This window comes from Heliomarina sp. (genome assembly GCF_052826185.1).
Genome location: NZ_JBRBUI010000016.1, coordinates 214,811 through 240,705 on the forward strand (window position 1 = coordinate 214,811; position 25,895 = coordinate 240,705).

Here is a 25,895-nt window from a genome sequence, read left to right on the forward strand (position 1 = left end):
AAGCGCGAAACAGTTACGGTTATTTCTCGATAATCGGCATGATCCCGCCCGCTATTCCCTGAGCAGGCGGCCAAGACGGGTGATGCCTTCCTCGATCTGGGCCTGATCGGCGCAGGAAAAGCTGAGCCGGAGCGTGTTGCCCCCGCTGCCATCGGCAAAGAATGCCCGACCGGGCACAAAAGCGACGCGCTGGGTTTCGAGAGATTTTGCCAGAAGATCCGCCGCGTCGAGCTGTTCGGGCAGGGTGAGCCAGACGAACATGCCGCCCTCGGGTCGCGTCCATTCCACACCATCGGGCATATGCCGTTTCAGCGCGTCCAGCATGTAGTCGCGGCGCGATTTATAGACGTCGCGCAGGTTTGCCACGTGGCTTTCGAACATTCGGCTGGCCACCTCGGCGATGGCCATCTGGTTGATGGTAGAGGAATGCAGGTCCGCCGCCTGTTTCATCAGGACGAGCCGCCGGATCACCGGGGCCGCGCCACAGACCCAGCCCACGCGCAGACCGGGCGACAGGGTTTTCGAGAAACTGCCGCAATAGAGCGTCCGCGCGGCATTGATGTCGCCGGTTTGTCCGATCTCAAGCGCGAGGATCGGGGGGACTGCCTCACCGTCGTAGCGCAGCGATTGATAGGCGGCATCCTCGATCACAGGGATGTCGAGCGTTTCCGCCAGATCGAGCAGTTTGCCACGGGCCGTCCGGTCGAGCGTGCGGCCGGTGGGGTTGGCGAAATCGGCGGAGGTATAGGCGAATTTCACCTCGCTATCCGCCTTGGCCGCGGCATCGGCATAGCTTTGCGGGGTTCTGTTGGTGTCGGGCGAGAGCTGGTCATAGCGTGGCTCGTAGGCGTTGAACGCCCCGAGCGCGCCAAGGTAGGTCGGCCAGCCCACAAGGGCGGTATCGCCCGGGGACAGCAGCAGCTTGCCGAGGTAATCGAGGGCCTGCTGCGATCCCGAGGTGATGAGGATGTTGTCCTCATTGCAGGGCATGCCAAGGGCGGCCATCTGCCCGGCGATCCAGCTGCGCAGGGGCAGGTAGCCTTCGCTCACAGAGTATTGCAGCGCGGCCTGCGCCTTGTCACCGCTAAGGATGGTCGAGAACGCCTCCTCAAAAGCTTTCGCGGGAAACAGCTTGGGGTCCGGGATGCCGCCCGCGAAAGAGATGATGTCCGGCTGCTCGAGCAGTTTCAGCAGTTCGCGGATTTCCGACGCCTTCATGCGCGTCATCCGGGTCGCGAATACCTGTTCCCAGTTCATCTCTTCATCCTCCGATCAACGTGACTGGGGCGCACTGTGCGGATCGGACCAGTTAAGTCAATATTGCTGACTTAACTGACACATTTCTTGATCCGCAATCAGCTCAGCGCTTCGCGGAACTTGAGAAAACGCGCGTCAGACTTGACCCGCTCGTTCATCGCTTCGCGCAGGGCGCCAACCGCCTTGTGCGGGCGCATGACCACTTCGAAAACCGCGATCAGACCGTCATCATTCAGGGTGATCAGATCGACGCCAACCGCGTCCAGCTCGCCGATCTTGCACTGGAATTCGAGCGCCCAGTCTTTGCCGTCGCCCATCACGCGCCGATAGCTGAAGTCGGTAAAGACTTTGCCCACGTGGCCCAGAACGGCGGCCACCGGTTCGCGCCCGGTCCATGTGGCGAAATAGGTGGGGGGCAGGAATTTCACGTCCTCGGCCAGCAGGTCGGCGATCTTGGTATCATCGCCGCTGGCGACGACCTCCTGCATACGGGTGATGGTCGGGTGCATCTGTGTCTCCTCCTGTTTCCGGCACTGTTGCCCGGCGCGGTTAAGGCCGCAAGTGGGTTGTTGTGCGCGCCCTTCGCAGCGCGTAAGCAGCGGCGCATGGCACCCGGATCAGAATATAACCCGCCCGAGGGTCCGCTGGACCTGTTGCACCACGATGCGCAGATTGTCGTCGTAAACAAGCCTGATGGGCTGCTATCTGTGCCGGGTAAGGGCGAACATCTTGCGGACTGCCTGATCATTCGCTTGCAGGCAGTGTTTCCCGATGTATTGCTGGTGCATCGTCTGGACCGGGACACGTCGGGCGTGATGGTCTTTGCCCTGACGCCGCATGCGCAGCGTCACCTTGGGCTGCAATTCGAAAAACGTTATGCCAAGAAGACCTATGTTGCGCGGCTTGATGGCAGGCTGGAGCCGAAATCGGGCACGGTGGATCTGCCACTGATCGTGGATTGGGAAAACCGACCGCGCCAGATGGTCGATCCCGAGAACGGACGCCCGGCGCAGACCGACTGGAAAGTTCTGCGCCACGAGGGGGATACGACCCGGGTGCGGCTTTTCCCCAAGACCGGGAGAAGCCACCAGCTGCGGGTGCATATGCTGTCGCTGGGCCACCCTATCCTTGGCGATCCGCTTTACGCCAGCGGGGCGGCGCTGGATCATGACCGGATGATGCTGCATTCCGAGGAATTGCGCATCAAACACCCGGATGGTGGTGCGTCGTTGAAATTCCGCGCGCCCGCGCCGTTCTGAAACTCAGGTTTCGATCCGAAGCCAGCCGGGCGGGAGGATGTCCGGGTTCTGCAGCTTGGGGTTCCCGAACCAGTTTACCGGCCCCGCGACCATTTTGTCCGGATGTGCGTTCAGCCACGCAGCCCACCAAGAAAACGATGAATTGGCGATGATATTATGCCGGCAGAGCGACATGAGCCGCATGTCCTCGAAATCTCGGTCGGGGCCGTTGAAGTCGATGACGACTTTTTCAAAAGGCAGTGGCAGGTTCTCGCGGGCCCAATCGGGATCGTCGGAAAAGACAAAGACCGTAGGGTCTGTGGAGAGGTCGTTAGAAATCCGGGCAAGCGCCGCATCGTAATAGGCTTGGTCGCAGAGCACGTGCGCGTCCAGCGACACGTAATCGCCGCGCCGGACGTGCAGGGCAATGGAAACTGTTTCACCGATGCGCTGGGCCATGTCTGCGTTTTCCGATGACGAGAATTCCGGAAAGGCAAAGTCGGCACGGATCGTGGCGGCGATGGCAGAGAAGTACTTTTCGCTTTGCCAATAACCGTGCAGATAGCTTTGGTCGCCCCATGTCTCGAAGGCGGCATTGTAGCCAAGACCCTGTTCCCGCCGCAGGTACGGCTTGCGCCCGGCATAGCGCCAGAGCGCATAGGCCAGCGGATTTTCACGACGGGAGGGGGGCAGCGGTTCCGGCGTCGTCAGGGGAAGGTCGAATACGCGGGTCAGAAATCCTTCACCCCGTGCGAGTGCCTCGCGCGCATCCAGCCCCACTGGCAGAGCAAGGCGCGCCGCCAGAGACCGCGCGGCGGCATATTGGAACATCTGGTTGCCAAGGCGGCCGTGAAGGCGGGAAATGATCATCGTTGGTCCTGTGCGCGGGCTTGTCCTGCTGTGCCACAGGCCGGTGATCTTCTCAAACCCTGAAATGGGCGCGTGACGGCGGACTAACGGCGCAGCCCAAGAAAATTGAATTTTCTTGGTAAAATTCTGTGAGAATTTTGCGGTGGCTTGACGTGGCGGGAGTTCGTGCCTATCTGGCCGTCAGGTTCGGGTTCCCTGCCGCTCGCAGGCATTTTGCCATGGTGAAACCCGCTTTGCATCTTACGTCTCTGTCCAGTGGCATGTGCAACGGTTGGTAACGCGGGCACCTCCTTATCAATTGCATGCCTGTCATGAGGCAACAGATGATGACATCCAATACAACAGACCAACTCACGGATCTGAAAACGCAAGCGCGTCGGCTGCGGCGCGACATGGCCGAAACAGGTCGTGCTATCAGTCATGGTCAGGCGCTTGAAATGATCGCGCACCAGCAGGGTGTGCGTGACTGGAATACCCTTTCCGCGACAGTGCGCCGGAACGACAACAAGCGGCCTTTCGCGGTCGGAGATCGGGTGGAGGGCCAGTATCTTGGTCAGCCCTTCACCGGCTATGTTCACGGGCTATCCGTCGGACCGCAAGGCAAATACCAGCGGATCACGCTGCAATTCGATGAACCGGTCGATGTGGTGACCTTCGACAGCTTCTCGTCCTTTCGCCAGCGGGTGAGTGCTGTGATCGATGACGAGGGCCGGTCGCTTTACCGCATCTCAAGCGGGGCCCCGCAACTGGTCCTGCACCACGTCGGGTTGTGAAGGATCGGCGAAGCAGTGACCCGAACAACGAAAAGGGGCCGCCCGGTATCCGGAGCGGCCCCATTCCTGTGGAGAGGGTCCGACTTATTCTGCAGCCCAGCCGCCGACCGCCTTGATTTCGAGGAAGTCCTCGATACCGTAGACGCCACCTTCGCGGCCGTTGCCGGACTGTTTCATGCCGCCGAAAGGCGCGCCCGGGCTGCGGCTTGCGCCGTTCATTTCGACCATGCCGGAACGGAGCTTGCGGGCCATGCGGTTGGCGCGTTCGCCGTCCTGGGTCTGGACGTAGTTGGTGAGACCGTAAACGGTGTCATTGGCGATCTCGATGGCTTCCTCTTCGCTGTCGAAGGGGATCATCGTCATGACCGGCCCAAAGATCTCTTCGCGAGCGATGGTCATTTGGTTGTTCACATCGGCAAAGATCGTCGGTTTCACGTAGAAACCACGGTTCATCCCGTCGGGGCGGCCAACGCCACCGGCGACGAGTTTCGCACCTTCGTCGATGCCCTTCTGGATCAGGTCCTGGATCTTCTTGAACTGAACCTCGTTCACGACCGGGCCGATGTGGCGGCCTTCGTCATGGGCGCTGCCCACGGTGACGGAATTTGCAACCTCGGCTGCGGTTTCAACGGCCTTGTCGTAGATCGGGCGTTGCACCAGCATCCTCGAGGGCGCGTTGCAGGACTGGCCAGAGTTGTTCATCATGTGCAGCACGCCGCGCTTGATGGCCTTTTCGTCCGCGTCTTCAAAGACCACGTTCGCGCCCTTGCCGCCCAGTTCGAGGTGAACTTTCTTGAGCGTATCTGCTGCGGCTTTCGAGATCGCCGTGCCGGCGCGGGTGGAGCCGGTGAAGGACACCATGTCGACGTCCGGATGGCTGGAAAGCTGGGTGCCGACACCCGCCCCATCGCCGTTCACGAGGTTGAAGACACCGGCGGGAAAGCCTGCCTCGTCCATCATCTCGGCGAAGACCATCGCGTTCAGCGGGCTTTGCTCGGACGGTTTCAGCACCATGGTGCAGCCTGCAACAGCGGCGGCGCCAACCTTGAGCGTGATCTGGTTCATCGGCCAGTTCCAAGGCGTGATCAGCGCGGCAACGCCGACGGCTTCCTTGATGATCCGGTCGTTCTGGAATTTTTCGCTCAGCGGCGCGTCGAATTCGAATTCCTTGGCGGCGCGGATGAAGTTCTTGAGGTGGAAGCTGCCCGAGCCGAACTGCTGGGTGCGGGCCATGTCGATGGGCGCGCCCATTTCCATGCTGATCGCCTGCGCCATGTCTTCGCCACGGGTGTTATAGACCTCGAGCAGTTTCTCGAGATAGGCAATGCGCTCGGCGGCGGGCATGTACATCCAGTCGCCGAGAGCGGCCTTGGCGGCGGCCACGGCTGCATCTGTATCGGCCTGGCTGCCGAGCGAGATCACGGCGCAGGGCTCTTCGGTGGAAGGGTCGATCACGTTGAAATCGTTCGGGGCAGAGGGGGCAACCCACTTGCCGTTGATGTAAAAGTCGCGTTTCTCGATCATATCTCAGCTCCCAATAAATGAGTCCCGACCGCCCGGTCGGGAGATTCGCGCCACTCTGTCACTGCAGCGCATGCTCGGCAAGTCGGGGGATGAAACTGCCGTGTCTTGGGACTAGATAGGGAGTGCAAGAGTCGTCAACTCCATGAATGGGGGAAAAACCAAATGAGTTTACGCATCAACGATACTGTTCCGAATTTCACTGCGGAGACCGATCAGGGCACGATTAAGTTTCACGACTGGATCGGCGATAGCTGGGCGATCCTGTTTTCGCATCCAAAGGATTTCACACCGGTCTGCACAACAGAATTCGGTGCTGTCGCGCAGCTTGCCGATGAATGGGAAAAACGTGGCACCAAGGTGATCGGTGTTTCGGTCGACGGGGTCGAGGATCACAAGAAATGGAAAGGTGATATCGAAACCGCAGGCGGCGCCAAGGCGGGCTTCCCGATCATCGCCGACGAAGGTCTTGAGGTCTCCAAGGCGTTCGACATGCTCCCGGCAGAAGCTTACCTGCCCGACGGGCGTACCCCGGCGGACAGCGCAACCGTGCGCTCGGTCTTTATCATCGGGCCGGACAAGCAGCTCAAGCTGTCGATGACCTACCCGATGACGGTTGGCCGCAATTTTGCCGAGGTGCTGCGTGCGCTCGACGGGTTGCAGATGTCGGCCAAGGGCGTTGCAACGCCTGCGAACTGGCAGCCCGGCGGCGATGTGATCATCCCCACGTCGGTCAGCGATGAGGATGCCAAGGAAAAGTTCGGCGAGTTCAAGACCGTTCTTCCCTATCTGCGGACGACTAAGGCCCCGGCCTGAACTATTGGATGTAAACAAAACAAGCGCCGGTCAGTGACCGGCGCTTTGGTTTTAAACGCCTTCAGTTTTAGGGACAGCCTTAGCAGCGACGCGTTGCGTCGCCGGGACGAGTTGGCCGAGATCTCGCCGGGCTGATGTTACCGGGGCCAGGTCTGCGGACGCAGGCGAAGGTGGGCACGGTAGGCCGCGCGGGCCCATTCTCGACGTAGTTTGCCGCTCGCCGGAGTGCGTGTCTGGATTGTCGAGCCGCCGATTTCCGAGGCGACCTCGCGGTTGCCATTGCCCAACAGGCTGTGGATCGGCTGACCGGTGATCCAGTGCATCTGGAGGAAGGTGTCGACAGGACGGTCAATTTCCTCCGTCGCTTCGAGCAGCTTTGCCGCCGCATCGCGTCCGACGATCTGGCAGATACATTGCAATCCGATCACCTGCGGCAGGATCAGCCGCATCTTCCCGACCTGCGCCAGCGTGCGTGCGGGTTTCTCACGCGTTTTCACCGGAAGGCGGACATACATACTGCTGGTCATGTTGCCTTCGACCAAGGCAAGGGCGCGGGCGAACTGGTCTGGCGCGAGTGAGAGGTCATCTTCGGCAATGAGCGCGTAATCGTCATCGCTGTCGACCAGTTTTTGCCAGCATTTCCGGTGGCTGAGAAACACGCCGATCTCTGCAGGCATCAGCAGAAAGGGATAGCGGGGGTTGTGGAGGTCGCCGCCATGAACAGTCATCGAGGCGATCTGCGCCGGATCGCGGCCATTCACCGCCTCGACGGTTTCACCCTGCGGCAAAGTCGACAGCAGCTTGTCGACGTTCTCGCGGCGTTGCGTGCTGGACGACATGTGAATGATGTAGGATCTCATATGCCGTTCATAGACAGACTGCCTCGCCCGCGCCAGATGCACGGACGGGGCGAGATTGGATCATTTGTGGATATCCCGCGTTTCAGGCGACGCGCAGGGGACGGCGGGTCAGACCAAGCGCCGCGATTGCGCCCAGCAGTAGTGGCAGGCCCGCAGGAAGCGGCACGGCGGCAACGGAAACCCGGGCCGCTGCATATTCCGCGAATTCCTGATGCACGATCCTGTTTGGATGCACGGAATCGGCGAAGAAATAGGAATCTGCCGCGCTCGGGTCGACGACCAGTCCGCCGTTGGAATCGAAACTGACGGCGCAGTTATCCAGCGGCGTAAAGGTCGACATGCTGGGCGTGCAAGCTTCCGTAAGATTGGTCAGACCCAACGCCGCGGCACGGGGGCGAAGTTCGTCGATAAAATCGGTGAAATCGAGGAAAAAGATATTCAGCCCCTCGTTCTCAAGATCGATCAGGTTGGCGGCCAGCTGGGTGTTGAATTCTGCCGAGGCGGCGCTGAGAGCGCCAGCGGCAGGGTTGCCGTAAAAGCCCGGATTGTCAGCGATATCGGGCAGATTGGAGACAAGGAAGTTGTTGAAATTGCCCCCCAGTGCGGCGACCGCGCGAATGCCGTCGGTCACAGAATTGGCGACGGCCTTGCCATCTGCCGTACCGGTCGCGCCAAAGCTCTGGAACAGATCATTGGCCCCGAAAAGAGCCGAAACTAGCGGGTTGGTCCCGGCGGCGCCGACGTAGGATGACATCACCCCAACCTGCCCCATGAAAGTCGCCAGCGGTTGCAGGGCAGGGGGATAGGTATTGGCATTCACATCTCCGGCGGTTGCGCCTCCGAGAGCAAAGTTCGCTGTGAATTCACCATTGGCGGTGAAGGAGTCGGCGAGAAGTTCGGTCCAGACGGGACCATTCGAGAAACGACCGCCAAGGCTTGGCGGGGCAAGCGTGCCGAGTTTGCCGTCATCGCTGAGGCTGTCCCCCAGCGAGAAGAAGCTGGTAAAGCCCATGTCGATGGACGAGGCGCTTGCGGGCAGCGCAAGGCAAATGGCGGCTATCGCCGCGAGTGTTCGTTTCAGCATGTCGTCTCCTCCCAAAGAACGTTGGCGCGCTGGACGCGGCACCATGGGGGAGTAGGGCACAGCATAGATAAGAATGGAATACTATTGTTTCCAAAACCCGGCGAAATCTTTGCGATTGTTTCTGTTCAGGTGGTGTGCTCGGCGAGAATGAAGATTCCCATACAGACGAGAATGACGCCTCCAAGGATCTCGAAAATATTGCCGAAGCGACGACCCAATACGCCGCCCAGCAGGGTTCCGGTGGTCGTCATTGCAAAGGTGGCTGCGCCGATGGCGAGCGCGATGGCAAGGATGTTCACATCGAGAAAGGCCAGCGAGATGCCGACGGCTGTCGCGTCGATCGAGGTTCCTACGGCGGTCGCAACAAGCGTAAAGGCGCTGCGTTTACGCGGCGCGCTGTCCGTGTTGTGAAAGGCGACGTAGATCATGTGCAGCCCGACCCCCGCCAGCAGGGCAAAAGCGATCCAGTGATCCCATGTTTCGACATAGCGCGTTGCCGCGCGGCCCAATAGCCAGCCGATCAACGGTGCGATGGTCTCGACCGTGCCAAACAAGAGCCCGCGTCCGACTGCCGTTGCAATGGAGGGCGTCTGCTGGTTTCTGCTTCCCTTGGCTATTGACGCAACGAAGGCATCCGCAGACATGCTGAAAGCCAGAAGCGCGATGGTCAGAGGGGTCATGTTCCGGTCTCCATCGGGGCGGCAGCAGCAAATCCGGCCTTACGCCGCAAACGCGGTCGTAGTCTGGAACCGGGCGGCGGGAATCGTTGCGGCCGTTGAGGGACGGTAGGTAGGAGCGAGCGTCCTAAGTGTCAATAAAATAAGGATAAATGCTAATGCGAACAAGTTGCATTACAGGTTCGAACCTGCCGGGCCTGCCACAAAAAAAAGCCCCCGGTTTGCACCGGGGGCGTTCGTTCTTCTTTCGGAGAGAAGGGCTTAGTCTGCCGCTTCTTCCTTGGCGGCTTCTTCGCCGGTTTCCTGATCGACGACTTTCATCGACAGGCGAACCTTGCCACGGTCATCAAAGCCCAGCAGCTTGACCCAGACTTCCTGACCTTCCTTGAGCACATCCGACGGATGGTTCAGGCGGCGGTTTTCAATCTGGGAGACGTGCACGAGGCCGTCACGCTTGCCGAAGAAGTTCACGAAGGCGCCGAAATCGACGAGCTTCACGACTTTGCCCTTGTAGATCTTGCCTTCTTCCGGCTCGGCCACGATCGAATAGATCATGTCATAGGCCTTCTGGATGGCTTCGGCGTTCGGGCTGGCGATTTTGATGATGCCGTCGTCGTTGATGTCGACCTTGGCACCCGAAACTTCGACGATCTCGCGGATCACCTTACCGCCCGACCCGATCACTTCGCGGATCTTGTCGGTGGGCACCTGCATGGTTTCGATGCGCGGTGCGTGTGCGCTGAACTCGCCTGCGCTGGACAGGGCCTTGTTCATCTCGCCGAGGATGTGGATACGGCCGTCCTTGGCCTGGGCCAGGGCTTTCTCCATGATTTCGGGCGTGATGCCGGCAACCTTGATGTCCATCTGGAGAGAGGTGATGCCGTTCTCGGTACCTGCGACCTTGAAGTCCATGTCGCCGAGGTGGTCTTCGTCCCCAAGGATGTCCGACAGGATCGCGTAGGAACCGTCGTCTTCGAGGATCAGACCCATCGCGACACCGGCTACCGGTGCCTTGAGCGGAACGCCAGCATCCATCATTGACAGCGAACCGCCGCAGACGGAAGCCATCGAGGAGGAGCCGTTGGATTCGGTGATCTCGGACACGACACGGATCGTGTAGGGGAAATCGGTCGAAGCCGGGAGAACCGCCTGAAGCGCGCGCCATGCCAGCTTGCCGTGGCCGATTTCGCGGCGACCGGGCGAACCGACGCGGCCAACTTCACCCACCGAGTAGGGAGGGAAGTTGTAGTGCAGCAGGAAGTTCGATTTGAAGTTGCCGTGCAGCGCGTCGATGAACTGTTCGTCATCGCCGGTGCCAAGCGTGGTCACGACCAAGCCTTGCGTTTCACCACGGGTGAAAAGCGCCGAACCGTGGGTTCGCGGCAAAAGGCCGGTTTCCGCAACGATCGGACGGATGTCGGTGGTGGAACGCCCGTCGATCCGCTTGCCGGTTTTCACCACGTCGCCACGCAGGATGCCTGCTTCGAGCTTTTTCATGGCGGAACCGAGGTTCGCGTCCTCTGCCTGCTCTTCGGTCAGCGACGCGATGATCGCTTCGCGCGCAGCGGCAACGGCCGTGGTGCGCTCTTGCTTGTCGGTCAGCGCGAATGCTTCACGCATCTGCGTTTCACCGGCGGCCTTGACGGCTTCGTACAGCTCGGAATAGTCCGGTGCGTCGAAATCAAAGGGCTCTTTCGCCGCTTCTTCGGCCAGCGAGATGATCAGGTCGATCACCGGCTGGATCTGCTCATGCGCAAAGTTCACCGCGCCAAGCATTTCTGCTTCGGAAAGTTCGTAGGCTTCGGATTCGACCATCATGACGGCGTCTTTGGTGCCGGCCACGACGAGGTCGAGACGCTGCTCGGGGTTCAGGCGCAGGTCCTGCATGTCGTCGACAGTCGGGTTCAGGATGTATTCGCCATCCTCAAAGCCAACACGGGCGCCGGCGATCGGGCCACGGAACGGCGCGCCGGAGATCGTCAGGGCAGCCGAAGCGGCGATCATCGCGACGATATCGGGGTCGTTGACCAGATCGTGCGAGAGCACGGTGCACATGACCAGAACTTCGTTCTTGAAGCCGGGCACAAAGAGCGGGCGGATCGGGCGGTCGATCAGGCGGGCCGTCAGCGTTTCCTTTTCGGTCGGACGTGCTTCGCGCTTGAAGAAACCGCCGGGGATCTTGCCGGCTGCGTAATATTTTTCCTGATAATGAACGGTCAGCGGAAAGAAATCCTGACCGGGCTTAGGTGCCTTGGCAAAGGTCACGTTCGCCATGACGCTGGTTTCGCCCAGCGTGGCAATAACGGTACCGTCGGCCTGACGCGCAACCTTGCCGGTTTCCAGCGTGAGCGTCTCTTCGCCCCACTGCATGCTTTTTGTCGTTGTGTTAAACATCATCGTATCCTGATTGGGAGCACTCCCGGCGTTCCGGGTCTCCCGTTTGCATGGCGGCCCCATTGCCGCCGACCCTTATACCTTCATCCGCGTGCCAGGGTCCGGGCACATCGTCTCAGATTGGCCGCCCATACACGGGATTGGCCGCTTTGAAAAGGTTTGTCTTTTAGCGGGGTTGGGACCGGCGGAAAGGCACGCGCCTCGCAAGCGTGCGGGTGACTGAAAACACTAGGTTTTTTGTGATCTGCCCGGCTTTGGGGCCAAGTTTGGCTTGTATCCGAGACAATCTCGGCCAAGACTGTTTCTGTCTTGTGTAACCGGAAAACCGGAACCTGTCGCAACCAATAGGGAAATTCATCATGACTTCTTTCTCAAGGCTGGCCTTGGCAAGCGCCGTGGCCCTGATGGCCGGACTGGGAGCCGTGCAGGCTCAGACCAGCGCCACCGTCGCCATGCAACTTGAGCCGCCTCATCTCGATCCGACCTCGGCCGCCGCGGGGGCCATCGACTCGGTGACATATTCCAATATCTTCGAGGGCCTGACGCGCTTTGCCTCTGACGGGTCTATCATTCCCGGGCTGGCCGAAAGTTGGGAAATCTCCGAAGACGGGCTGACCTATACGTTCAAGCTGCGCGATGGTGTGACGTTTCACGATGGCACCACGATGGATGGCGAAGACGTAAAGTTCAGTCTTGATCGTGCCCGTGCCGAAGACAGCGTAAACGCGCAAAAGGCGCTGTTCACAGCGATCGACACGGTCGAAGTCGTCGATCCGCTGACCGTCAAGGTCACGCTGAGCGAGCCCAACGGTCTGTTCCTGTTCAACATGGCATGGGGCGACGCGGTGATCGTGGCGCCCGAAAGCATCGATGACATCAAGTCGACGCCCATCGGCACCGGCGCGTTCAAATTCGTGAGCTGGTCGCAGGGCGACAGCATCCAGATCGAGAAATACGCGGATTACTGGGGTGAGCCGGCCATGCTGGACAGTGCCACCTTCAAGTTTATCTCGGACCCGACTGCCGCCTTTGCCGCGATGATGGCCGAGGATATCGACGCCTTCGCGGGCTTTCCCGCGCCAGAAAACCTGCCGCAGTTCGAAGCCGATGCGCGGTTCCAGGTGCTGGTCGGATCGACCGAGGGTGAAACCATCCTTGCCATGAACAACAAGCGCCCGCCGTTCGATAACGTCAAGGTGCGCGAGGCCGTGGCCCATGCGATCAACCGTCAATCGGTCATCGACGGGGCCATGTTCGGGCTTGGTACGCCGATCGGGACGCATTTCGCGCCCCATAACCCCGATTACGTCGATCTCACGGGGATCTCGGAATACGATCCGGCCAAGGCCAAGGCCCTGCTGGAAGAGGCCGGGATGGCGGACGGGTTTGAAACCACGCTGCACCTGCCGCCCCCGTCCTATGCCCGTCGCGGTGGCGAAATCATTGCCGCCCAGCTGGCCGAAGTCGGTATCACCGCCGAGATCATCAACGTTGAATGGGCGCAGTGGTTGGAAACGGTGTTCCGCGGGAAGGATTTTGGCATGACCATCATCAGCCACACGGAGCCGATGGATATCGGTATCTATGCGCGGCCCGATTACTACTTTCAGTATGACAACCCGGCTTTCCAGGAGCTGATGACCAAGCTGAACGGGACCACCGATCCTCACGAGCGCTCCACCATGCTTAAGGAAGCCCAGGAAATCATCGCCAAAGACTACGTGAACGGCTACCTGTTCCAGCTTGCCTATCCGGTGATTGCGAAAGCCGGTCTGAAGGGCCTGTGGAAAGATGCGCCGACGCAGGCGGTGGACCTGACGGGCGTTAGCTGGTCGGAATAATCCAATTGCTTAGCCGGGCTTCTCCCAGTGGCCCGGCTGATTTGCAGGGTTTACAAGGCCTGTACCATGCGGGCGACTGGCAGGAAAAACGAGCCGGTTGCGCATATTTCATCACCTCTTTCGAGCTTCAAAGACCCGCCTTGACCATAAGCTCGGCGCTCTATTTTACTTAACTATCCCAGATATGCAAAAAAGTGTTCCTCGGGACGGATTCGATACAGTAAGCTTCCGGGAATTAGTTAGAGTGCTAAATAGTTTTCGCGAGGTCGGCAGACGGTGGTACATGCCCAATTCATAGGTGGCACGGTTTGGGATTGAACATCGATCACCGTGCTGAATTGGACAGGCTCTATATGCTTGACTACGGGGAAATACCCGAAGTCATTGCACGGTTTCTCGGCGTCATCGGTGGTGGCATTGTACTCTACGTCCACTCTCACTGGATCATATCGCTCGTCTGGGTTTTTTTCTTTGTAAAGCTGCACATTTTCTATTTTCTCTTTCTGCGCAGCCGGGGCGAAGTGGTCAGCCGGCGCGAGCATTACATCGCGGCAACCCTCTTTCTCTTGCTACTGATCGCTTTTCTCTGGCTTCCGGCGGTGCTGATCGTTCAAGACGATGAAGCGCTGGTATTCGCGGGCGCGGCACTGATTGGCTGTATCCTCGTATTTCTGGTGTATCGCTGTGACACGCTGATGTATCTCGTCATTGGCGAAATCTGCATCGTGGCGATAATGATCGGCTGGATCTTGTACTACATCTTGCCGGATTTCGGGACAGTTCCGACGAAAATGGCTATCGTCGTCTGCGGTCTCGCCCTGCTCGGCTATCTGACGCGGTCGATCCTGCAGGGGCGCGCCCACCGGATGGCCTCGGAGGCGGCGGCGACCGGCACCGCACAGGCGCAGAAGATGGCGGCGATCGGCCGACTTGCCGGTGGTGTCGCGCATGATTTCAACAACATACTGACCGCGATCCAAGGCAATCTTGAGCTTTATGGCGAATTCACCGATCAGCGCGACAAGGATGAATCGGTGAGGCGGGCGCATACGGCGTCGCAGCAGGCCGAGGTGCTTGTGCGGCAGTTGATGGTTTATGCCCGCAAGTCGGTCATGGACGTCGGCATTCACGACGTGGACCGGATTTTTGAAGAATTCCTGTCCCTCCTGCGCCATCTCGTTCCCGGGTCGATAAACGTGGTTGCCAAGCGGCCTGAGCGGGGGCTGTTCGCATGGGCCGACAGCAAGCAGATGGTGACGGCTTTGATCAACCTCGCCCAAAATGCTGTCGATGCCATGCCCGACGGTGGCGTTCTGACCGTGTCGGCGCGCGGGTGGAACTCGAAACAGCAGGTCCCGACGGTGGATGGAGATACCCTCCCATCCGGTTCCTATATCGTCTTCGAGGTCGAGGATACCGGGCGGGGGATAGATAGCGCGGTCATGGACCGCGTCGTCGAGCCATTCTTTACGACCAAACCTGTGGGGCAGGGATCGGGACTGGGCCTGTCCATGGTGCTGGGGCTTGCGCGCGAGCTGGGCGGCGGGTTGCAAATAAGCTCATCGGCCAAGGGCACCAAGGTTAGCATTCTGCTTCGCTGGATCGAAGAAGGTGAATTTCCGGCAGCACTGGCATGAACGATCAGGTGAAAACGCCCGATTGATGAGCGGCGCTGTCATGCGCTATCACGCGGTCAACACGCGCTCTGGACGCTCCCTGTCTGCGCGCATAACGTGGCGCCGATGCTGAACTATATCTTCAAACGCTTCCTCTCGCTGATTGTCAGCCTTGCGGTTGCGAGCCTTGTCATTTTCTTCGTGATCGAAGTCGCGCCGGGTGATCCGGCGCAATTCATGCTGGGCATCAATGCCCAGCCCGATACGGTTGCAGCCCTGCGCACCGAGCTTGGTCTGGACGTGCCGAAATGGCAGCGTTACCTCGGCTGGGTCGGCGGGCTGGTGACCGGCGATTTCGGCACGTCCTATACCTATCGCACGCCGATCAGCACGATGATCGCGGACCGGCTCTGGGTTTCGCTGCCGCTGGCGATCTACGCGCTGACGCTCTCGACGGTCATCGCCTTTCCGGCCGGGATCTATGCCGCCGCGCGTCGGGGCAAGGGTGGCGACATGGCGGTGATGGGGGCGACACAGCTTGGCGTGGCGGTGCCGAATTTCTGGTTCGCGATGATGATGGTGCTGATATTCGCCATCAACTTGCGTTGGTTCAGCGCGGGCGGTTTTGCCGGCTGGGACAAGGGGTTCCGGACCGGGATACATTCGCTGACCCTGCCTGCCGTCTCGCTGGCCTTGCCACAGGCGGCGATCCTTGCGCGAGTCATGCGCTCGGCCTTGCTGGATATTCTGGGCGAGGATTTCATGCGCACCGCCCGCGCCAAGGGGCTGACCCGTCGGCAGGCGCTTTGGCGGCACGGGGTGCGCAATGCGCTGATCCCGGTGCTAACGATCATCGGGCTGCAATTCTCCTTTCTGCTGGCCGGGTCGATCATCATCGAGCAGGTCTTTTACCTGCCGGGCCTTGGGCGTCTGGTGTTTCAGGCCATCAGCTCGCGTGATCTGATCGTCGTCGAATCCGTCGTGATGCTGCTGGTGTTCGCGGTGATCACGGTCAATTTCCTTGTCGATCTGGCCTATGCCGCCGTCGATCCGCGACTGAGGTCCAGAACATGAGACGCAACCTGATCATCGGCGCGTTCCTGACCGCGGTTTTCGTGCTGGCCGCGCTCTTATCCTTTATCTGGACGCCTTTCGACCATACGGCGATGAGCATTCCCGACAAGTTCCAGCGCCCCAACGGGGTGCACCTGCTGGGAACCGACCATTTCGGGCGCGATATCCTGTCGATGATCATGGTCGGTGCGCGGACCTCGATCGCGGTCGCGCTGGTGGCTGTCGGAATTGGCATGGGGTTTGGTGTGCCACTGGGCCTTGCGGCCGCCGCGCGCAAAGGGACATGGCTCGACGAAGTCATCATGCGCGGCAACGATCTGGTCTTTGCCTTTCCCTCGCTGGTCATCGCGATCCTGATTACTGCCGTTTTCGGGGCGGGGGCGATCAACGCGATCATTGCCATCGGTATCTTCAATATCCCTGTCTTTGCCCGGATCACGCGCGGGGCGGCCCTGTCTTTGTGGGAGCGGGAGTTTATCATGGCAGCGCGAGTTTCGGGCAAATCGGCCACGCGGATCAGTTTCGAACACATCTTGCCCAACGTGATGAACCTTCTGATCGTGCAGGGGACCATCCAGTTCTCGCTGGGTATCCTGGCCGAGGCCGGGCTGTCCTATATCGGGCTGGGCGCGCAGCCGCCGACGCCCAGCTGGGGCCGGATGCTGGCGGATGCGCAGACGCTGGTTTCCATCGCGCCCCATATCGCTCTTATTCCCGGCGTTGCCATTATACTGACGGTGCTGGGGCTGAACCTCATGGGCGACGGGCTGCGCGACTATCTTGATCCACGGCTGAGGGTATCGCGCGCATGAGCTTGCTTCAGATCGATAACCTGTCGATGGACATCGTGAGCACGTCCATACTGCGGGACGTGACGCTGACGGTCGATCCCGGCGAAATCGTCGCTGTCACCGGCGAAAGCGGTTCCGGCAAATCGATGACGGCCTTTTCCGTGATGCAGCTTTTGCCCGAGCGGGTGACGACCAGCGGGTCGATCTACCTTGATGGAAAGGATCTGTTGCAGGCGTCCGAGGCCGAGATGTGCCGTTTGCGCGGTAATGCGGTCGGAATGGTTTTTCAGGAACCAATGACGGCGCTGAACCCGGTCAAGACCATCGGGGATCAGGTGACCGAGACGATCCTGATCCACAAGGCGATGTCGCCTGCCGATGCAAAGACCCGGGCGCGGGAAGTGCTGGACCGGGTCGGGCTTCCGGCCGACCGGTTTCCCCTGTCGCGCTATCCGCATGAACTTTCCGGCGGGCAGCGGCAGCGCGTTGTGATCGCCATGGCCATCGCCCTGCGGCCCAAGCTGCTGATCGCGGATGAACCGACGACTGCGCTTGATGTGACGACGCAGGCGCAGATCCTCGATCTGCTCAAGGGGCTCGTCGAGGATTTCGGCATGGGGCTTCTGATGATCACCCATGATCTTGCCGTTGTGGCTGATATGGCGGACCGGATCGTGGTCATGCGACGAGGCGAGGTTGTCGAGCGCGGCCCGACCAGGTCGCTGCTGGCGCAGATGAAACACCCCTATACGCGGCAGTTGTTCGAGGCCTCCGGCCATCAGGTCGATCTGCCGCCACGGCCCGAGCCGAACCCCTTGCTTGAGGTCAAAGATGTGGTGCGCGATTACCGCCTGCCACGCACGCGCCCCTTTGCGCCTCACGGAAATTTCCGCGCCGTAAAAGGCGTGAGTTTCGAACTGCACCGGGGCGAAAGGCTGGGTCTGGTCGGTGAATCCGGTTGCGGTAAGTCGACGCTGACGCGAGCTCTTCTGGGGTTGGAGCCGATACAGGGCGGGTCGATCACGCTGGACGGCGAACCCGTCTTCTCGGGCACGAGACCGAATCTTTCCGTGCGACGCAAGATGCAGGTTGTGTTTCAGGACCCGTTTGGCTCCTTCAACCCGCGCCATCGTGTCGACCGGCTCATCACCGAGCCGTTCTTTCTGATGGACGAGCCGCCCACCGGCAAGGCGCGGGAGGCCGCAATCGGAGAAGCACTCGAGGCCGTCGGTCTGACAGCAAAAGATGCACGCAAGTACATCCACGAATTCTCTGGCGGCCAGCGGCAGCGGATCGCGATCGCCCGCGCCCTGATCATTCGGCCCGAACTGATCCTGTTCGATGAGGCGGTGAGCGCGCTGGACGTCTCGGTCCGCGCGCAGATCCTTGATCTGCTGGCCGATCTCTGCCGCGCCTATGATCTGTCCTACCTGTTCATATCGCATGACCTGAGCGTGGTGCGCACCGTGACCGATCGGGTGCTTGTCATGAAGTCGGGTGAAATAGTTGAACAAGGAGAGACCGAAGAGGTCTTTTCTAACCCGCGCCATCCCTATACGCGTACGCTCATCGACGCAGCGCCGGTTCTTCCCGATCTGGACGCGCTTGGAAGGAGCTTGACCGATGCCTGATACACTCAACAATACCCTCTGGTTTGACCCCGCGACCTGCCTGATTGGCGGAGAGTGGAAAGCGCCTGCTTCGGGGAAGCTGCTGGATCTGGTGAACCCCTCGGACGGCAGCGTGATCTGCCAGATCGCGGGCGGAGACGCGGCGGATATCGACGCGGCGGTCGAGGCTGCCCATGCGGCCCGCGCGGGTGCGTGGGGCAAGATGACCGCGCTGGAACGCGGCCGCATCCTGACCCGGATTGGCCAGCTTGTGCTGGAAAAGGTCGATGAACTCGCCGCGCTCGAAGCGATGGATGTGGGCAAGCCGCTTGGGCAGGCGCGTGCCGACGCGGTGGCGCTTGCGCGTTACATGGAATTCTACGGCGGTGCCGCCGACAAGGTGCATGGCGAAACCATCCCCTACATGGACGGCTATACCGTTTATACGCTGCGTGAACCGCATGGTGTGACGGGCCATATCGTGCCGTGGAACTACCCGATGCAGATCATCGGTCGCTCGGTCGGTGCAGCTCTGACGATGGGCAATGCCTGCGTGCTGAAGCCGGCGGAAGAGGCCTGCCTGACCGCGCTGGCCTTTGCCCATATCGCTCAGGAAGCCGGACTGCCGGACGGCGCGCTGAACGTAGTGCCGGGTCTTGGTGCCGAGGCCGGGGCCGCGCTGTCTGGCCATCCGAAGATCCAGCATGTCAGCTTTACCGGTTCGGTTGCGACCGGCGCGCTGGTGCAGGCAGCGGCGGCGAAGAACGTGATCCCGGTCACGCTGGAACTCGGCGGGAAATCCCCGCAGATCGTGTTCGACGATGCCGATATCGATGCGGCGCTGCCTTTCCTCGTCAACGCGGGCGTACAGAACGCAGGCCAGACCTGTTCCGCCTCTTCTCGGATCCTCGTGCAGCGTGGTGTCTATGACGAGGTGCGCAAGCGCATGGGCGAGGCCTATAGCGAGCTGAGAGTCGGCCCGGCAGGCGAAAACCTGCGCCTCGGTCCGCTGATCTCGGCACGGCAAAAGGAAATCGTCAGCGGTTTCATTGCCAAGGGCAGCGATCTGCCGGTCGCCGGTGAAGGGGTGATCGTCGATCACGCGCCCGAGGCCGGTGCCTATGTAAAGCCGACGCTTTTCGCCGATGTCCCCGCCGACCACCCGCTGGCCCAGAACGAGATTTTCGGCCCGGTTCAGGTGATGATCCCCTTCGATACCGAAGAAGAAGCGCTGGCCATCGCGAACGGCACCGACTACGGGCTGGTCGCGAGTGTCTGGACCCGCGATGGCGCCCGCCAGATGCGGCTCGCCAAGGCGCTTCATACGGGGCAGGTGTTCATCAACAACTACGGTGCCGGTGGAGGCGTCGAACTGCCCTTTGGCGGTGTTGGCAAATCCGGTCACGGCCGCGAAAAGGGCTTTGAGGCACTGTACGGGTTCTCCCAGCTCAAGACGGTTGCCGCCTTTCATGGGTAAACGACAATGAGTGCCCGTCCCGGCGACAGAGTCGCGCTTGCCATCGTGATTTCCTTGGTGGCGATCGTGCTTTTCGACGGGATGGGGCTTATCATCAAACGCCTTTCGGCGGATTACACGGCACCAGAGCTTTCGGCCTATCGAAATACGTTCGGTCTGTTGCCATCTATTATTATCCTGCTCACGTCGCGCGCTTGGCATAGATCCGGGCGCAGTCTGCGAATGCGGCAGTGGAAGTTGGCCTGTGCCCGAGGGTTGATCGTGACGCTCGCACAGCTGATGTTCTACTACAGCCTTGCGAGTTTGCCGTTTGCGACGGCCAATGCCATCACCTATTCCAATGCCCTTTTCATGACGGCCCTGGCGGTGCCCCTGCTTGGCGAGAAAGTCGGGATGATGCGCTGGGGCGCTGTCGTGCTGGGGTTCATCGGAGTGGTGCTTGTCGTCGGGCCGACCTCGGACGGTTTCTCCTGGGCGGCTATTGCGGCGCTTGCCGCCGCCTTTTTTTATGCGCTTTCCGGGGTCAGCGCGCGGATGCTGGACGATGATGTGCCAAGCCCGCTGGCCAATATCTATTCCGCCTGCGTCGCAACTGTCGGATCCGTGATCTTTGCCTTTGCCATGGGCGGGTTTTCCCCGATCTACAACCCGTCCGACATCTGGTGGATCGCCGCGATGGGCGGCATCGGCGGTATGGCGGTGCTTTGCCTCGTGGTCGCTTATCGCATGACCGAACAGAGCAATCTTGCCCCCTTTGCCTATTTCGGCATACCCACCGCATTTGCCTTTGGCTGGATCTTTTTCGGCGAAGCGCCGTTTGGCGATCTTTTCCCCGGGGCGCTACTGATCATCCTTGGCGGGTTGATCATCATCTGGCGCGAAAGACGTCTTTCCGCTGCTGGTTAACCGTATTCGGTCGGCGTTAGGCAAAAGTTAATCAAACTGTCCCATTGATGAGAGAAGGCCGCCAACCTTCATCTGATATGGATTTCCGATGACCCCAAAGTCGCAGCTTGCCCGCAATCTGAGGATCATCACCTGTACAATCCTGGCGATTGGCGTAGCGACAGTCGTGTTGCTGGTTTTTGTGTTTGTTATCAACAGTCGAGAGCAGGAAAAACTGATTGAGACGCAGCTTGACGCGCATACCACTCTGATCGAATTGCAGGCGGCCATCGGCTATGGCGGCATGATACATAAATTCAAGAACTGGGTACTGCGGCCGGACGAACCGTATTACCGAGACCGCGCAATCGAAACCGGGCAGAGAGCTCTGGCACTTCTTGATCATCTTGAGACGACTGCAAGTATTGAACGTCTTGGCCTCACGCTGGATGCCGAGCGCGAAACCATCGAAGCGTACATGACAAATATCGCCCTCGTGTCGGAACTACACGCACAGGGCATGCCACCCGGCGACATCGATGACAGGGTAAGGATCAACGATGATGAGGCTCTCGCCCAGTTGGGAGTGTTACAACAGAAGATGATCGAGAGCATGCGCGCACAGCAGCGTGAACTGGTTGCGCGGAAGAATATCCTTCTGATGCAACCGACGCTGATCATCGCCATCCTGCTCACCATGCTCTTGCTTCTTGTGCGCCAGCGCGCCCATATAAGGAGCGATTTCGATGCGCTGCGGGTGTCCGAGATGGAGCAGTTTACCCAGATCGCGGCCCATGACTTGCGCACCCCCTTGCGCCACATCGCTTCATTGGCAGAGTTCGCAGCCGAAGAGCTAGAAAACGACGATGCGCCGGGCCGTGACGCCGCGAGAGAACATATCGATGGCATTTTCGAACGGACACGAAAGCTCGAGGCGCTGATCCGTGCCGTGTTCCGTTACATCATGATCGATGGCGCATCTCAGGAGATCGAAACTGTAAACCTGCGAGAACTGGTAATCGATCTTGGCGCCTTGCACATCCCCGAAGGCGGGACCCTTCGGCTTGAGGGGGAGTTCCCCGTTGTTCGCGCCCAGCGGGTCGAGCTTGAGATCATCCTGCGCAACCTTATGTCGAATGCCGTAAAACACCATCCGACCGGTACGCCGACGATAACATTGCGCTATTCCAGAAAAGTGCGCCTGCACCAGTTCGAGGTTGAAGACGATGGCCCGGGCATTCCCGAGGAACATGCCGAGAAGGTCTTCGGCATGTTCTGGACGCCGAACCTAGACAAGGAAACCGGCGATGTTTCCGGCGTCGGGCTTGCACTGGTGCGCCGGATCGTCAACCGCTGGGGGACAGAGCTTTCAATGAGCAACGCAAATCCGACCGGCGCGATTTTCAGATTTTCGATGCCCGTCATCTGAGCTTCGACCCAACCCTGGTTTTGCCCGGTCAGACGATCACCTCTATCGCTTCCTGCTGACCAACGCCGAAGACACGCTTGTAGCGCTCGATCTCCTCTTTCGGACCCATCGCCTTTTCGGGATTGTCCGAGAGCTTGACCGTCGGGCGACCGTTTGCGGAAACGGCTTTGCAGACCAGCGAAAAGGGTGACAGTGCGTCGTCCTTCACCAGACCGCGAAAGTCGTTGGTCAGCAACGTGCCCCAGCCAAAGGATGCCTTGACGCGACCTGAGAATTTCTTTTGCAGATCAATGATCTTTTCGACATCCAGACCGTCTGAGAAGATCACCCGTTTCTCGCGTGGATCTTCGCCACGGGCACGCCACCAGTCGATCGCGATTTCCGCCGCTTTCTCGGGGTCACCGCTGTCGACGCGGATGCCTGTCCAGCCCGCTAGCCAGTCTGGCGCGTTATCCAGAAATCCTTTCGTGCCATAGGTGTCGGGCAGGATGATGCGCAGGTTACCTTCGTGCTCTTCGTGCCAATCCATCAAGACGTTGTAGGGCGCGTTGCGGAGTTCATCATCGGTGTCGGCCAGCGCGCTGTAAACCATCGGAAGTTCGTGTGCGTTCGTGCCGATCGCCTCGACCTCGCGGCGCATGGCGATCAGGCAGTTCGAGGTGCCGGTGAACTTGGGGCCGAGCCCTTCCATCATCGCCTGAACGCACCAGTCCTGCCAGAGAAAGGAATGCCGCCGGCGCGTGCCGAAATCAGCGATCCCGAGGTTTTCGAGAGGTCGAAGCTGTTCGATTTTTTCCCAAAGGCGGGTCATCGCCCTCGCGTACAGCACCTGAAGCTCGAAGCGGCCCATGTCATTCAGCACGGCGCGCCCGCGCAACTCCATCAGCACGGCAAGAGCGGGGATTTCCCAGAGCATCACCTCGGGCCAGGCGCCTTCGAAGGTCAACTCATACTGGTCGCCTTTGCGTTCCAGGTGATAGGGCGGCAGGCGCAGGTTTTCGAACCACTCCATGAAATCGGACCGGAACATCTGCCGTTTGCCGTAAAAGGTATTCCCCCTCAACCATGTGCTTTCGCCGCGGCTGAGTGACAGCGAGCGGATGTGATCGAGTTGTTCGCGCAACTCGCCCTCGTCAATGAGGCGTGCCAGCGGGATATGTGTCGACCGGTTGATCAGCGAGAAGGTGACCCGTGTGTCGCGCTTGTTGCGGAAAACAGACTGACACATCAGCAACTTGTAAAAGTCCGTATCGATCAGCGAGCGGACGATGGGATCGATCTTCCACTTGTGATTATAGACGCGGGTTGCGATATCGACCATCTTGCGCTCCGGCGGTTACAGGCCTGCCGGTTAAACCAACCGCGCCGGCTTTTGTCTAGGGCGGTGCGGGATCGGTGCCAGAAGGGGGCACGGTAGGGTTCGTCAGTTCCAGCATGGCCTTGATCAGATCGTTTCGGCGCACAGGCTTGGTCAGAAATCCGGTCATCCCCGCACGCAGGCAGGCGGCCTGATCCGTTGCAAAGGCATTCGCGGTCAGGGCTACGATGACGGGGTGAGCCCCTTGCTCCCGGCGGATGACCTCGGTTGCCTCCAGCCCGCTCATCTCTGGCATGGACATGTCCATGAGGATCAGATCGGGGCGTTCCGTCCGGCATTTTTCGACCGCTTCTCGACCGTTTTCCGCGAAAAACAGTTTTACCGGCAGATCCCGCAGGTATTTCTGGATCAGGACGCGGTTGATCCGGTTGTCCTCTGCGACGAGGATTTTCTTTCCCACCAATTCCTCGGTGCGAAGCCGTCTTTTTGCGTCATGCCCTTTGGGGACGTCGGTTTTTTCGCACGGAGGGAAGGGGAGCGAGACCGCAAATTCCGATCCCTTACCCAGCCTGGACGTAACTTCCAGCGTGCCCCCCATTGCACGTGCGAGCAGTCTTGAGATCGTCAGCCCAAGGCCTGTACCGCCAAACCGACGCGCGGTCGAATCCTCGGCCTGCGAGAAACGTTCGAATATGGTTTCGAGATGTTTTGGCGCTATCCCGATACCGGAATCCTTTACGCGCACCGTAAAGCCCGGGTCTGCGCGTGCAACCGTCACCGTGACACCGCCGCTCTCGGTGAATTTGAGCGCATTCCCGATGAGGTTGACCAGTATCTGCCTGAACCGGCTGTCGTCGCCAAAAACGAACCGGGGGATGTCCGGCGCGATGTCGAGAGCTAGGTCGATGCCTTTATCGTGCGCAAGCCTGCGAAACGGAAGGACGGTATCGTTCAGACAGGCGTGTAGATCGAAGTCGACGGGATTCAGAATCATGCGCTCGGCATCGAGCTTGGAGATATCGAGGATATCGTTCAGGAGCGAAAGTAATGACTGGGCCGAACTGCGAATGGCCTCGGCATAGACCCGTTGTTCTTCACTCAGATCGGACTCGCAGATCAGGTCCGCCATGCCGATCACCCCATTCATCGGCGTTCGGATTTCATGGCTCATATTCGCGAGAAATTCGGTCTTGGCGCGCGCCGCGTCCTCGGCCCGGTCCCGGGCGCTTTCAAGTTGCTTCGCGATTTCGCGCGCCGAGGTTATGTCGCGCTCGATGGCGAGAGTCATCGAAAGATTACCGTTCTCATCCAGAACCGGCACCTGGTTCGTTTCAAGCCAGATTTCGCGCCCGTCGCGCGTGATATTCTGGATTTCACCCCGAAATGGCAGGCTGTGGCGGTTTGCGTGCTGGATGGCGGCAACGGTTTCAGCCGAGGTGCCGGGGCCATTCATCAGGTCACCCGCCCGTCGCCCAATGGCCTCCGCACGCGAATAGCCGGTGATTTTGGAAAAGGCATCGTTGGTCCAGATGATGCGTTGATCGGCATCAAGGATGAACACGCTGTCATTGGCGTTCCGGGCAACAAGGGTAAGCTGTTCGGCTTCCTTTCGGCTTTGTTCAAGCTCGGCGTTTACCGCGACAAGTTCTTCCTGATGGTCGAGCAGAGCCAGGTGCTTTTGGCGGTTCCGGTAAAAGGTGGCATTGGCGAAGCGCAGGATGCTGTAGACGATGAACCCCATGATCATGACCCCGGCGCAATCGAGCAGCAGGGCAGTGTCACCCCATGATCGGCCGGTAAAAAGCGCGGCGACAAAGGCAGCAGTGGTTATGCCGAAGATCACCAGCCGGATGACGGCAGCCGGTTTGTGATACGGCAGCGTAAGCCCGGCGTTGATCGTCGCGCCGGCAAGAAAACTGAAGGCAAAGAGCGGCGCGCCGTTTTTCGTCGATAAAAGCAGCAGGATCATGCAGATCGAGACGCTAATTGTCTGGATCGCGGCAGTCACGGGGATCCAAGGCGTCAGGTGATCCACCTCCCTGTTGTCCCGAAGCTCGCGCCAGATGTGACGCAGCAAGAGAAAATCGAGGTATTCGCAGGTCAGCGCGATAGCGATGGCTATGAGCCCGGTGGCGGGGCTTGCCGTTGCTGTGACAACAAGCCCGGCGGAAAGCGTAAGAATCTGGCGTTTCGCGAAATGGATCACCCGGCCCCGCGCATAGCGCGCCAGCAGGCTTCGCGGTTCGAAATATGCCTTTACGCCTGTCGGGCGATGGTCGGCCGGCCCCGTTCCATCCTGCATGACAGGACCCTTAGCAGTTGCAACGTTTGTCTACTGCTAGGCCGAGAGACTTAAGATTTGGC

At 59.9% G+C, this 25,895-nt stretch carries 21 protein-coding genes; 11 read left to right on the plus strand and 10 right to left on the minus strand.

Going from position 1 to position 25,895, the window contains the following annotated elements; all coding sequences use genetic code 11:
• Positions 1 to 51 precede the first annotated feature (51 nt).
• Both ACU0FH_RS04335 and ACU0FH_RS04340 read right to left on the minus strand, forming a co-directional pair.
• Positions 52 to 1,257 (minus strand): aminotransferase-like domain-containing protein, encoded by a 1,206-nt coding sequence (locus ACU0FH_RS04335; RefSeq protein ID WP_446193516.1) that lies wholly within the window; start codon positions 1,255 to 1,257, stop codon positions 52 to 54.
• A gap of 98 nt (positions 1,258 to 1,355) precedes the next feature.
• Complete coding sequence (locus ACU0FH_RS04340; protein ID WP_446193517.1) at positions 1,356 to 1,766, minus strand: nuclear transport factor 2 family protein; 411 nt, start codon at positions 1,764 to 1,766, stop codon at positions 1,356 to 1,358.
• Positions 1,767 to 1,862: 96 nt separating this feature from the next.
• Here ACU0FH_RS04340 and ACU0FH_RS04345 point away from each other — a divergent pair, with 96 nt between their 5' ends.
• Positions 1,863 to 2,516 (plus strand): RluA family pseudouridine synthase, encoded by a 654-nt coding sequence (locus ACU0FH_RS04345; protein WP_446193518.1) that lies wholly within the window; start codon positions 1,863 to 1,865, stop codon positions 2,514 to 2,516.
• Between the two features lie 3 nt (positions 2,517 to 2,519).
• Here ACU0FH_RS04345 and ACU0FH_RS04350 read toward each other — a convergent pair whose 3' ends face one another.
• On the minus strand, positions 2,520 to 3,365 hold the full coding sequence (locus ACU0FH_RS04350) for an alpha-1,2-fucosyltransferase (RefSeq protein WP_446193519.1): 846 nt from the start codon (positions 3,363 to 3,365) through the stop codon (positions 2,520 to 2,522).
• Positions 3,366 to 3,688: 323 nt separating this feature from the next.
• On the opposite strand from ACU0FH_RS04350, the gene ACU0FH_RS04355 reads away from it, so the two are divergent.
• Positions 3,689 to 4,138, plus strand: coding sequence for a glyoxalase superfamily protein (locus ACU0FH_RS04355; RefSeq protein ID WP_446193520.1), 450 nt, complete (start codon positions 3,689 to 3,691; stop codon positions 4,136 to 4,138).
• An 84-nt stretch (positions 4,139 to 4,222) separates the two neighbouring features.
• On the opposite strand, the gene ACU0FH_RS04360 is transcribed toward ACU0FH_RS04355, so the two are convergent.
• Positions 4,223 to 5,662: an aldehyde dehydrogenase family protein gene (locus tag ACU0FH_RS04360; protein WP_088633010.1), complete on the minus strand. Its 1,440-nt coding sequence runs from the start codon at positions 5,660 to 5,662 to the stop codon at positions 4,223 to 4,225.
• A 162-nt stretch (positions 5,663 to 5,824) separates the two neighbouring features.
• Here ACU0FH_RS04360 and ACU0FH_RS04365 point away from each other — a divergent pair, with 162 nt between their 5' ends.
• Positions 5,825 to 6,475 (plus strand): peroxiredoxin, encoded by a 651-nt coding sequence (locus tag ACU0FH_RS04365; RefSeq protein WP_238371732.1) that lies wholly within the window; start codon positions 5,825 to 5,827, stop codon positions 6,473 to 6,475.
• 137 nt (positions 6,476 to 6,612) lie between these two features.
• Here the strand turns inward: ACU0FH_RS04365 and ACU0FH_RS04370 are convergent, their stop codons facing one another.
• The 4 genes from ACU0FH_RS04370 to pnp form a co-directional block, all read right to left on the minus strand.
• Positions 6,613 to 7,335, minus strand: coding sequence for a glycosyltransferase family 25 protein (locus ACU0FH_RS04370; protein WP_446193521.1), 723 nt, complete (start codon positions 7,333 to 7,335; stop codon positions 6,613 to 6,615).
• 82 nt (positions 7,336 to 7,417) lie between these two features.
• Positions 7,418 to 8,419 (minus strand): SGNH/GDSL hydrolase family protein, encoded by a 1,002-nt coding sequence (locus tag ACU0FH_RS04375; protein ID WP_446193522.1) that lies wholly within the window; start codon positions 8,417 to 8,419, stop codon positions 7,418 to 7,420.
• 125 nt (positions 8,420 to 8,544) lie between these two features.
• Positions 8,545 to 9,099 (minus strand): manganese efflux pump MntP, encoded by a 555-nt coding sequence (locus ACU0FH_RS04380; RefSeq protein ID WP_446193523.1) that lies wholly within the window; start codon positions 9,097 to 9,099, stop codon positions 8,545 to 8,547.
• 258 nt (positions 9,100 to 9,357) lie between these two features.
• Complete coding sequence (gene pnp, locus ACU0FH_RS04385; RefSeq protein WP_238371728.1) at positions 9,358 to 11,490, minus strand: polyribonucleotide nucleotidyltransferase; 2,133 nt, start codon at positions 11,488 to 11,490, stop codon at positions 9,358 to 9,360.
• A gap of 359 nt (positions 11,491 to 11,849) precedes the next feature.
• Here pnp and ACU0FH_RS04390 point away from each other — a divergent pair, with 359 nt between their 5' ends.
• The 8 genes from ACU0FH_RS04390 (at position 11,850) to ACU0FH_RS04425 (ending at position 22,213) form a co-directional block, all read left to right on the plus strand.
• Positions 11,850 to 13,331 carry an ABC transporter substrate-binding protein gene (locus ACU0FH_RS04390; protein ID WP_446193524.1) on the plus strand — a complete coding sequence of 494 codons (1,482 nt, stop codon included), beginning with the start codon at positions 11,850 to 11,852 and terminating at the stop codon, positions 13,329 to 13,331.
• 308 nt (positions 13,332 to 13,639) lie between these two features.
• Entirely contained in the window at positions 13,640 to 14,968 is a 1,329-nt protein-coding gene (locus tag ACU0FH_RS04395) for a sensor histidine kinase (protein ID WP_446193525.1), read from the plus strand.
• 105 nt (positions 14,969 to 15,073) lie between these two features.
• A complete protein-coding gene (locus ACU0FH_RS04400; protein WP_446193526.1) occupies positions 15,074 to 16,021 on the plus strand; it encodes an ABC transporter permease in 948 nt (315 codons plus the stop codon).
• Positions 16,018 to 16,833 (plus strand): ABC transporter permease, encoded by an 816-nt coding sequence (locus ACU0FH_RS04405; protein WP_446193527.1) that lies wholly within the window; start codon positions 16,018 to 16,020, stop codon positions 16,831 to 16,833. The genes ACU0FH_RS04400 and ACU0FH_RS04405 overlap by 4 nt, the downstream gene beginning before the upstream one ends.
• Positions 16,830 to 18,443, plus strand: a complete 1,614-nt coding sequence (locus ACU0FH_RS04410; RefSeq protein WP_446193528.1) for an ABC transporter ATP-binding protein — start codon at positions 16,830 to 16,832, stop codon at positions 18,441 to 18,443. Before ACU0FH_RS04405 ends, ACU0FH_RS04410 begins: the two co-directional genes overlap by 4 nt.
• On the plus strand, positions 18,436 to 19,899 hold the full coding sequence (locus ACU0FH_RS04415; protein ID WP_446193529.1) for an aldehyde dehydrogenase family protein: 1,464 nt from the start codon (positions 18,436 to 18,438) through the stop codon (positions 19,897 to 19,899). Before ACU0FH_RS04410 ends, ACU0FH_RS04415 begins: the two co-directional genes overlap by 8 nt.
• A gap of 6 nt (positions 19,900 to 19,905) precedes the next feature.
• A complete protein-coding gene (locus ACU0FH_RS04420; RefSeq protein ID WP_446193530.1) occupies positions 19,906 to 20,805 on the plus strand; it encodes a DMT family transporter in 900 nt (299 codons plus the stop codon).
• 88 nt (positions 20,806 to 20,893) lie between these two features.
• A complete protein-coding gene (locus ACU0FH_RS04425) occupies positions 20,894 to 22,213 on the plus strand; it encodes a sensor histidine kinase (RefSeq protein WP_446193531.1) in 1,320 nt (439 codons plus the stop codon).
• 28 nt (positions 22,214 to 22,241) lie between these two features.
• Here ACU0FH_RS04425 and pncB read toward each other — a convergent pair whose 3' ends face one another.
• Positions 22,242 to 23,534, minus strand: coding sequence for a nicotinate phosphoribosyltransferase (pncB, locus tag ACU0FH_RS04430; protein WP_446193532.1), 1,293 nt, complete (start codon positions 23,532 to 23,534; stop codon positions 22,242 to 22,244).
• Between the two features lie 55 nt (positions 23,535 to 23,589).
• Positions 23,590 to 25,833 (minus strand): ATP-binding protein, encoded by a 2,244-nt coding sequence (locus ACU0FH_RS04435; RefSeq protein ID WP_446193533.1) that lies wholly within the window; start codon positions 25,831 to 25,833, stop codon positions 23,590 to 23,592.
• Positions 25,834 to 25,895 lie beyond the last annotated feature (62 nt).

Coding starts and splice junctions, on each gene's coding strand:
- pncB (WP_446193532.1), bottom strand. CDS start 23,534: ATGGTCGATATCGCAACCCGCGTCTATAATCACAAGTGGAAGATCGAT.
- ACU0FH_RS04370 (WP_446193521.1), bottom strand. CDS start 7,335: ATGAGATCCTACATCATTCACATGTCGTCCAGCACGCAACGCCGCGAG.
- ACU0FH_RS04415 (WP_446193529.1), top strand. CDS start 18,436: ATGCCTGATACACTCAACAATACCCTCTGGTTTGACCCCGCGACCTGC.
- ACU0FH_RS04365 (WP_238371732.1), top strand. CDS start 5,825: ATGAGTTTACGCATCAACGATACTGTTCCGAATTTCACTGCGGAGACC.
- ACU0FH_RS04380 (WP_446193523.1), bottom strand. CDS start 9,099: ATGACCCCTCTGACCATCGCGCTTCTGGCTTTCAGCATGTCTGCGGAT.
- ACU0FH_RS04435 (WP_446193533.1), bottom strand. CDS start 25,833: ATGCAGGATGGAACGGGGCCGGCCGACCATCGCCCGACAGGCGTAAAG.
- ACU0FH_RS04390 (WP_446193524.1), top strand. CDS start 11,850: ATGACTTCTTTCTCAAGGCTGGCCTTGGCAAGCGCCGTGGCCCTGATG.
- ACU0FH_RS04420 (WP_446193530.1), top strand. CDS start 19,906: ATGAGTGCCCGTCCCGGCGACAGAGTCGCGCTTGCCATCGTGATTTCC.
- pnp (WP_238371728.1), bottom strand. CDS start 11,490: ATGTTTAACACAACGACAAAAAGCATGCAGTGGGGCGAAGAGACGCTC.
- ACU0FH_RS04350 (WP_446193519.1), bottom strand. CDS start 3,365: ATGATCATTTCCCGCCTTCACGGCCGCCTTGGCAACCAGATGTTCCAA.
- ACU0FH_RS04405 (WP_446193527.1), top strand. CDS start 16,018: ATGAGACGCAACCTGATCATCGGCGCGTTCCTGACCGCGGTTTTCGTG.
- ACU0FH_RS04355 (WP_446193520.1), top strand. CDS start 3,689: ATGATGACATCCAATACAACAGACCAACTCACGGATCTGAAAACGCAA.
- ACU0FH_RS04410 (WP_446193528.1), top strand. CDS start 16,830: ATGAGCTTGCTTCAGATCGATAACCTGTCGATGGACATCGTGAGCACG.
- ACU0FH_RS04375 (WP_446193522.1), bottom strand. CDS start 8,419: ATGCTGAAACGAACACTCGCGGCGATAGCCGCCATTTGCCTTGCGCTG.
- ACU0FH_RS04345 (WP_446193518.1), top strand. CDS start 1,863: ATGGCACCCGGATCAGAATATAACCCGCCCGAGGGTCCGCTGGACCTG.
- ACU0FH_RS04335 (WP_446193516.1), bottom strand. CDS start 1,257: ATGAACTGGGAACAGGTATTCGCGACCCGGATGACGCGCATGAAGGCG.
- ACU0FH_RS04340 (WP_446193517.1), bottom strand. CDS start 1,766: ATGCACCCGACCATCACCCGTATGCAGGAGGTCGTCGCCAGCGGCGAT.
- ACU0FH_RS04360 (WP_088633010.1), bottom strand. CDS start 5,662: ATGATCGAGAAACGCGACTTTTACATCAACGGCAAGTGGGTTGCCCCC.
- ACU0FH_RS04400 (WP_446193526.1), top strand. CDS start 15,074: ATGCTGAACTATATCTTCAAACGCTTCCTCTCGCTGATTGTCAGCCTT.
- ACU0FH_RS04425 (WP_446193531.1), top strand. CDS start 20,894: ATGACCCCAAAGTCGCAGCTTGCCCGCAATCTGAGGATCATCACCTGT.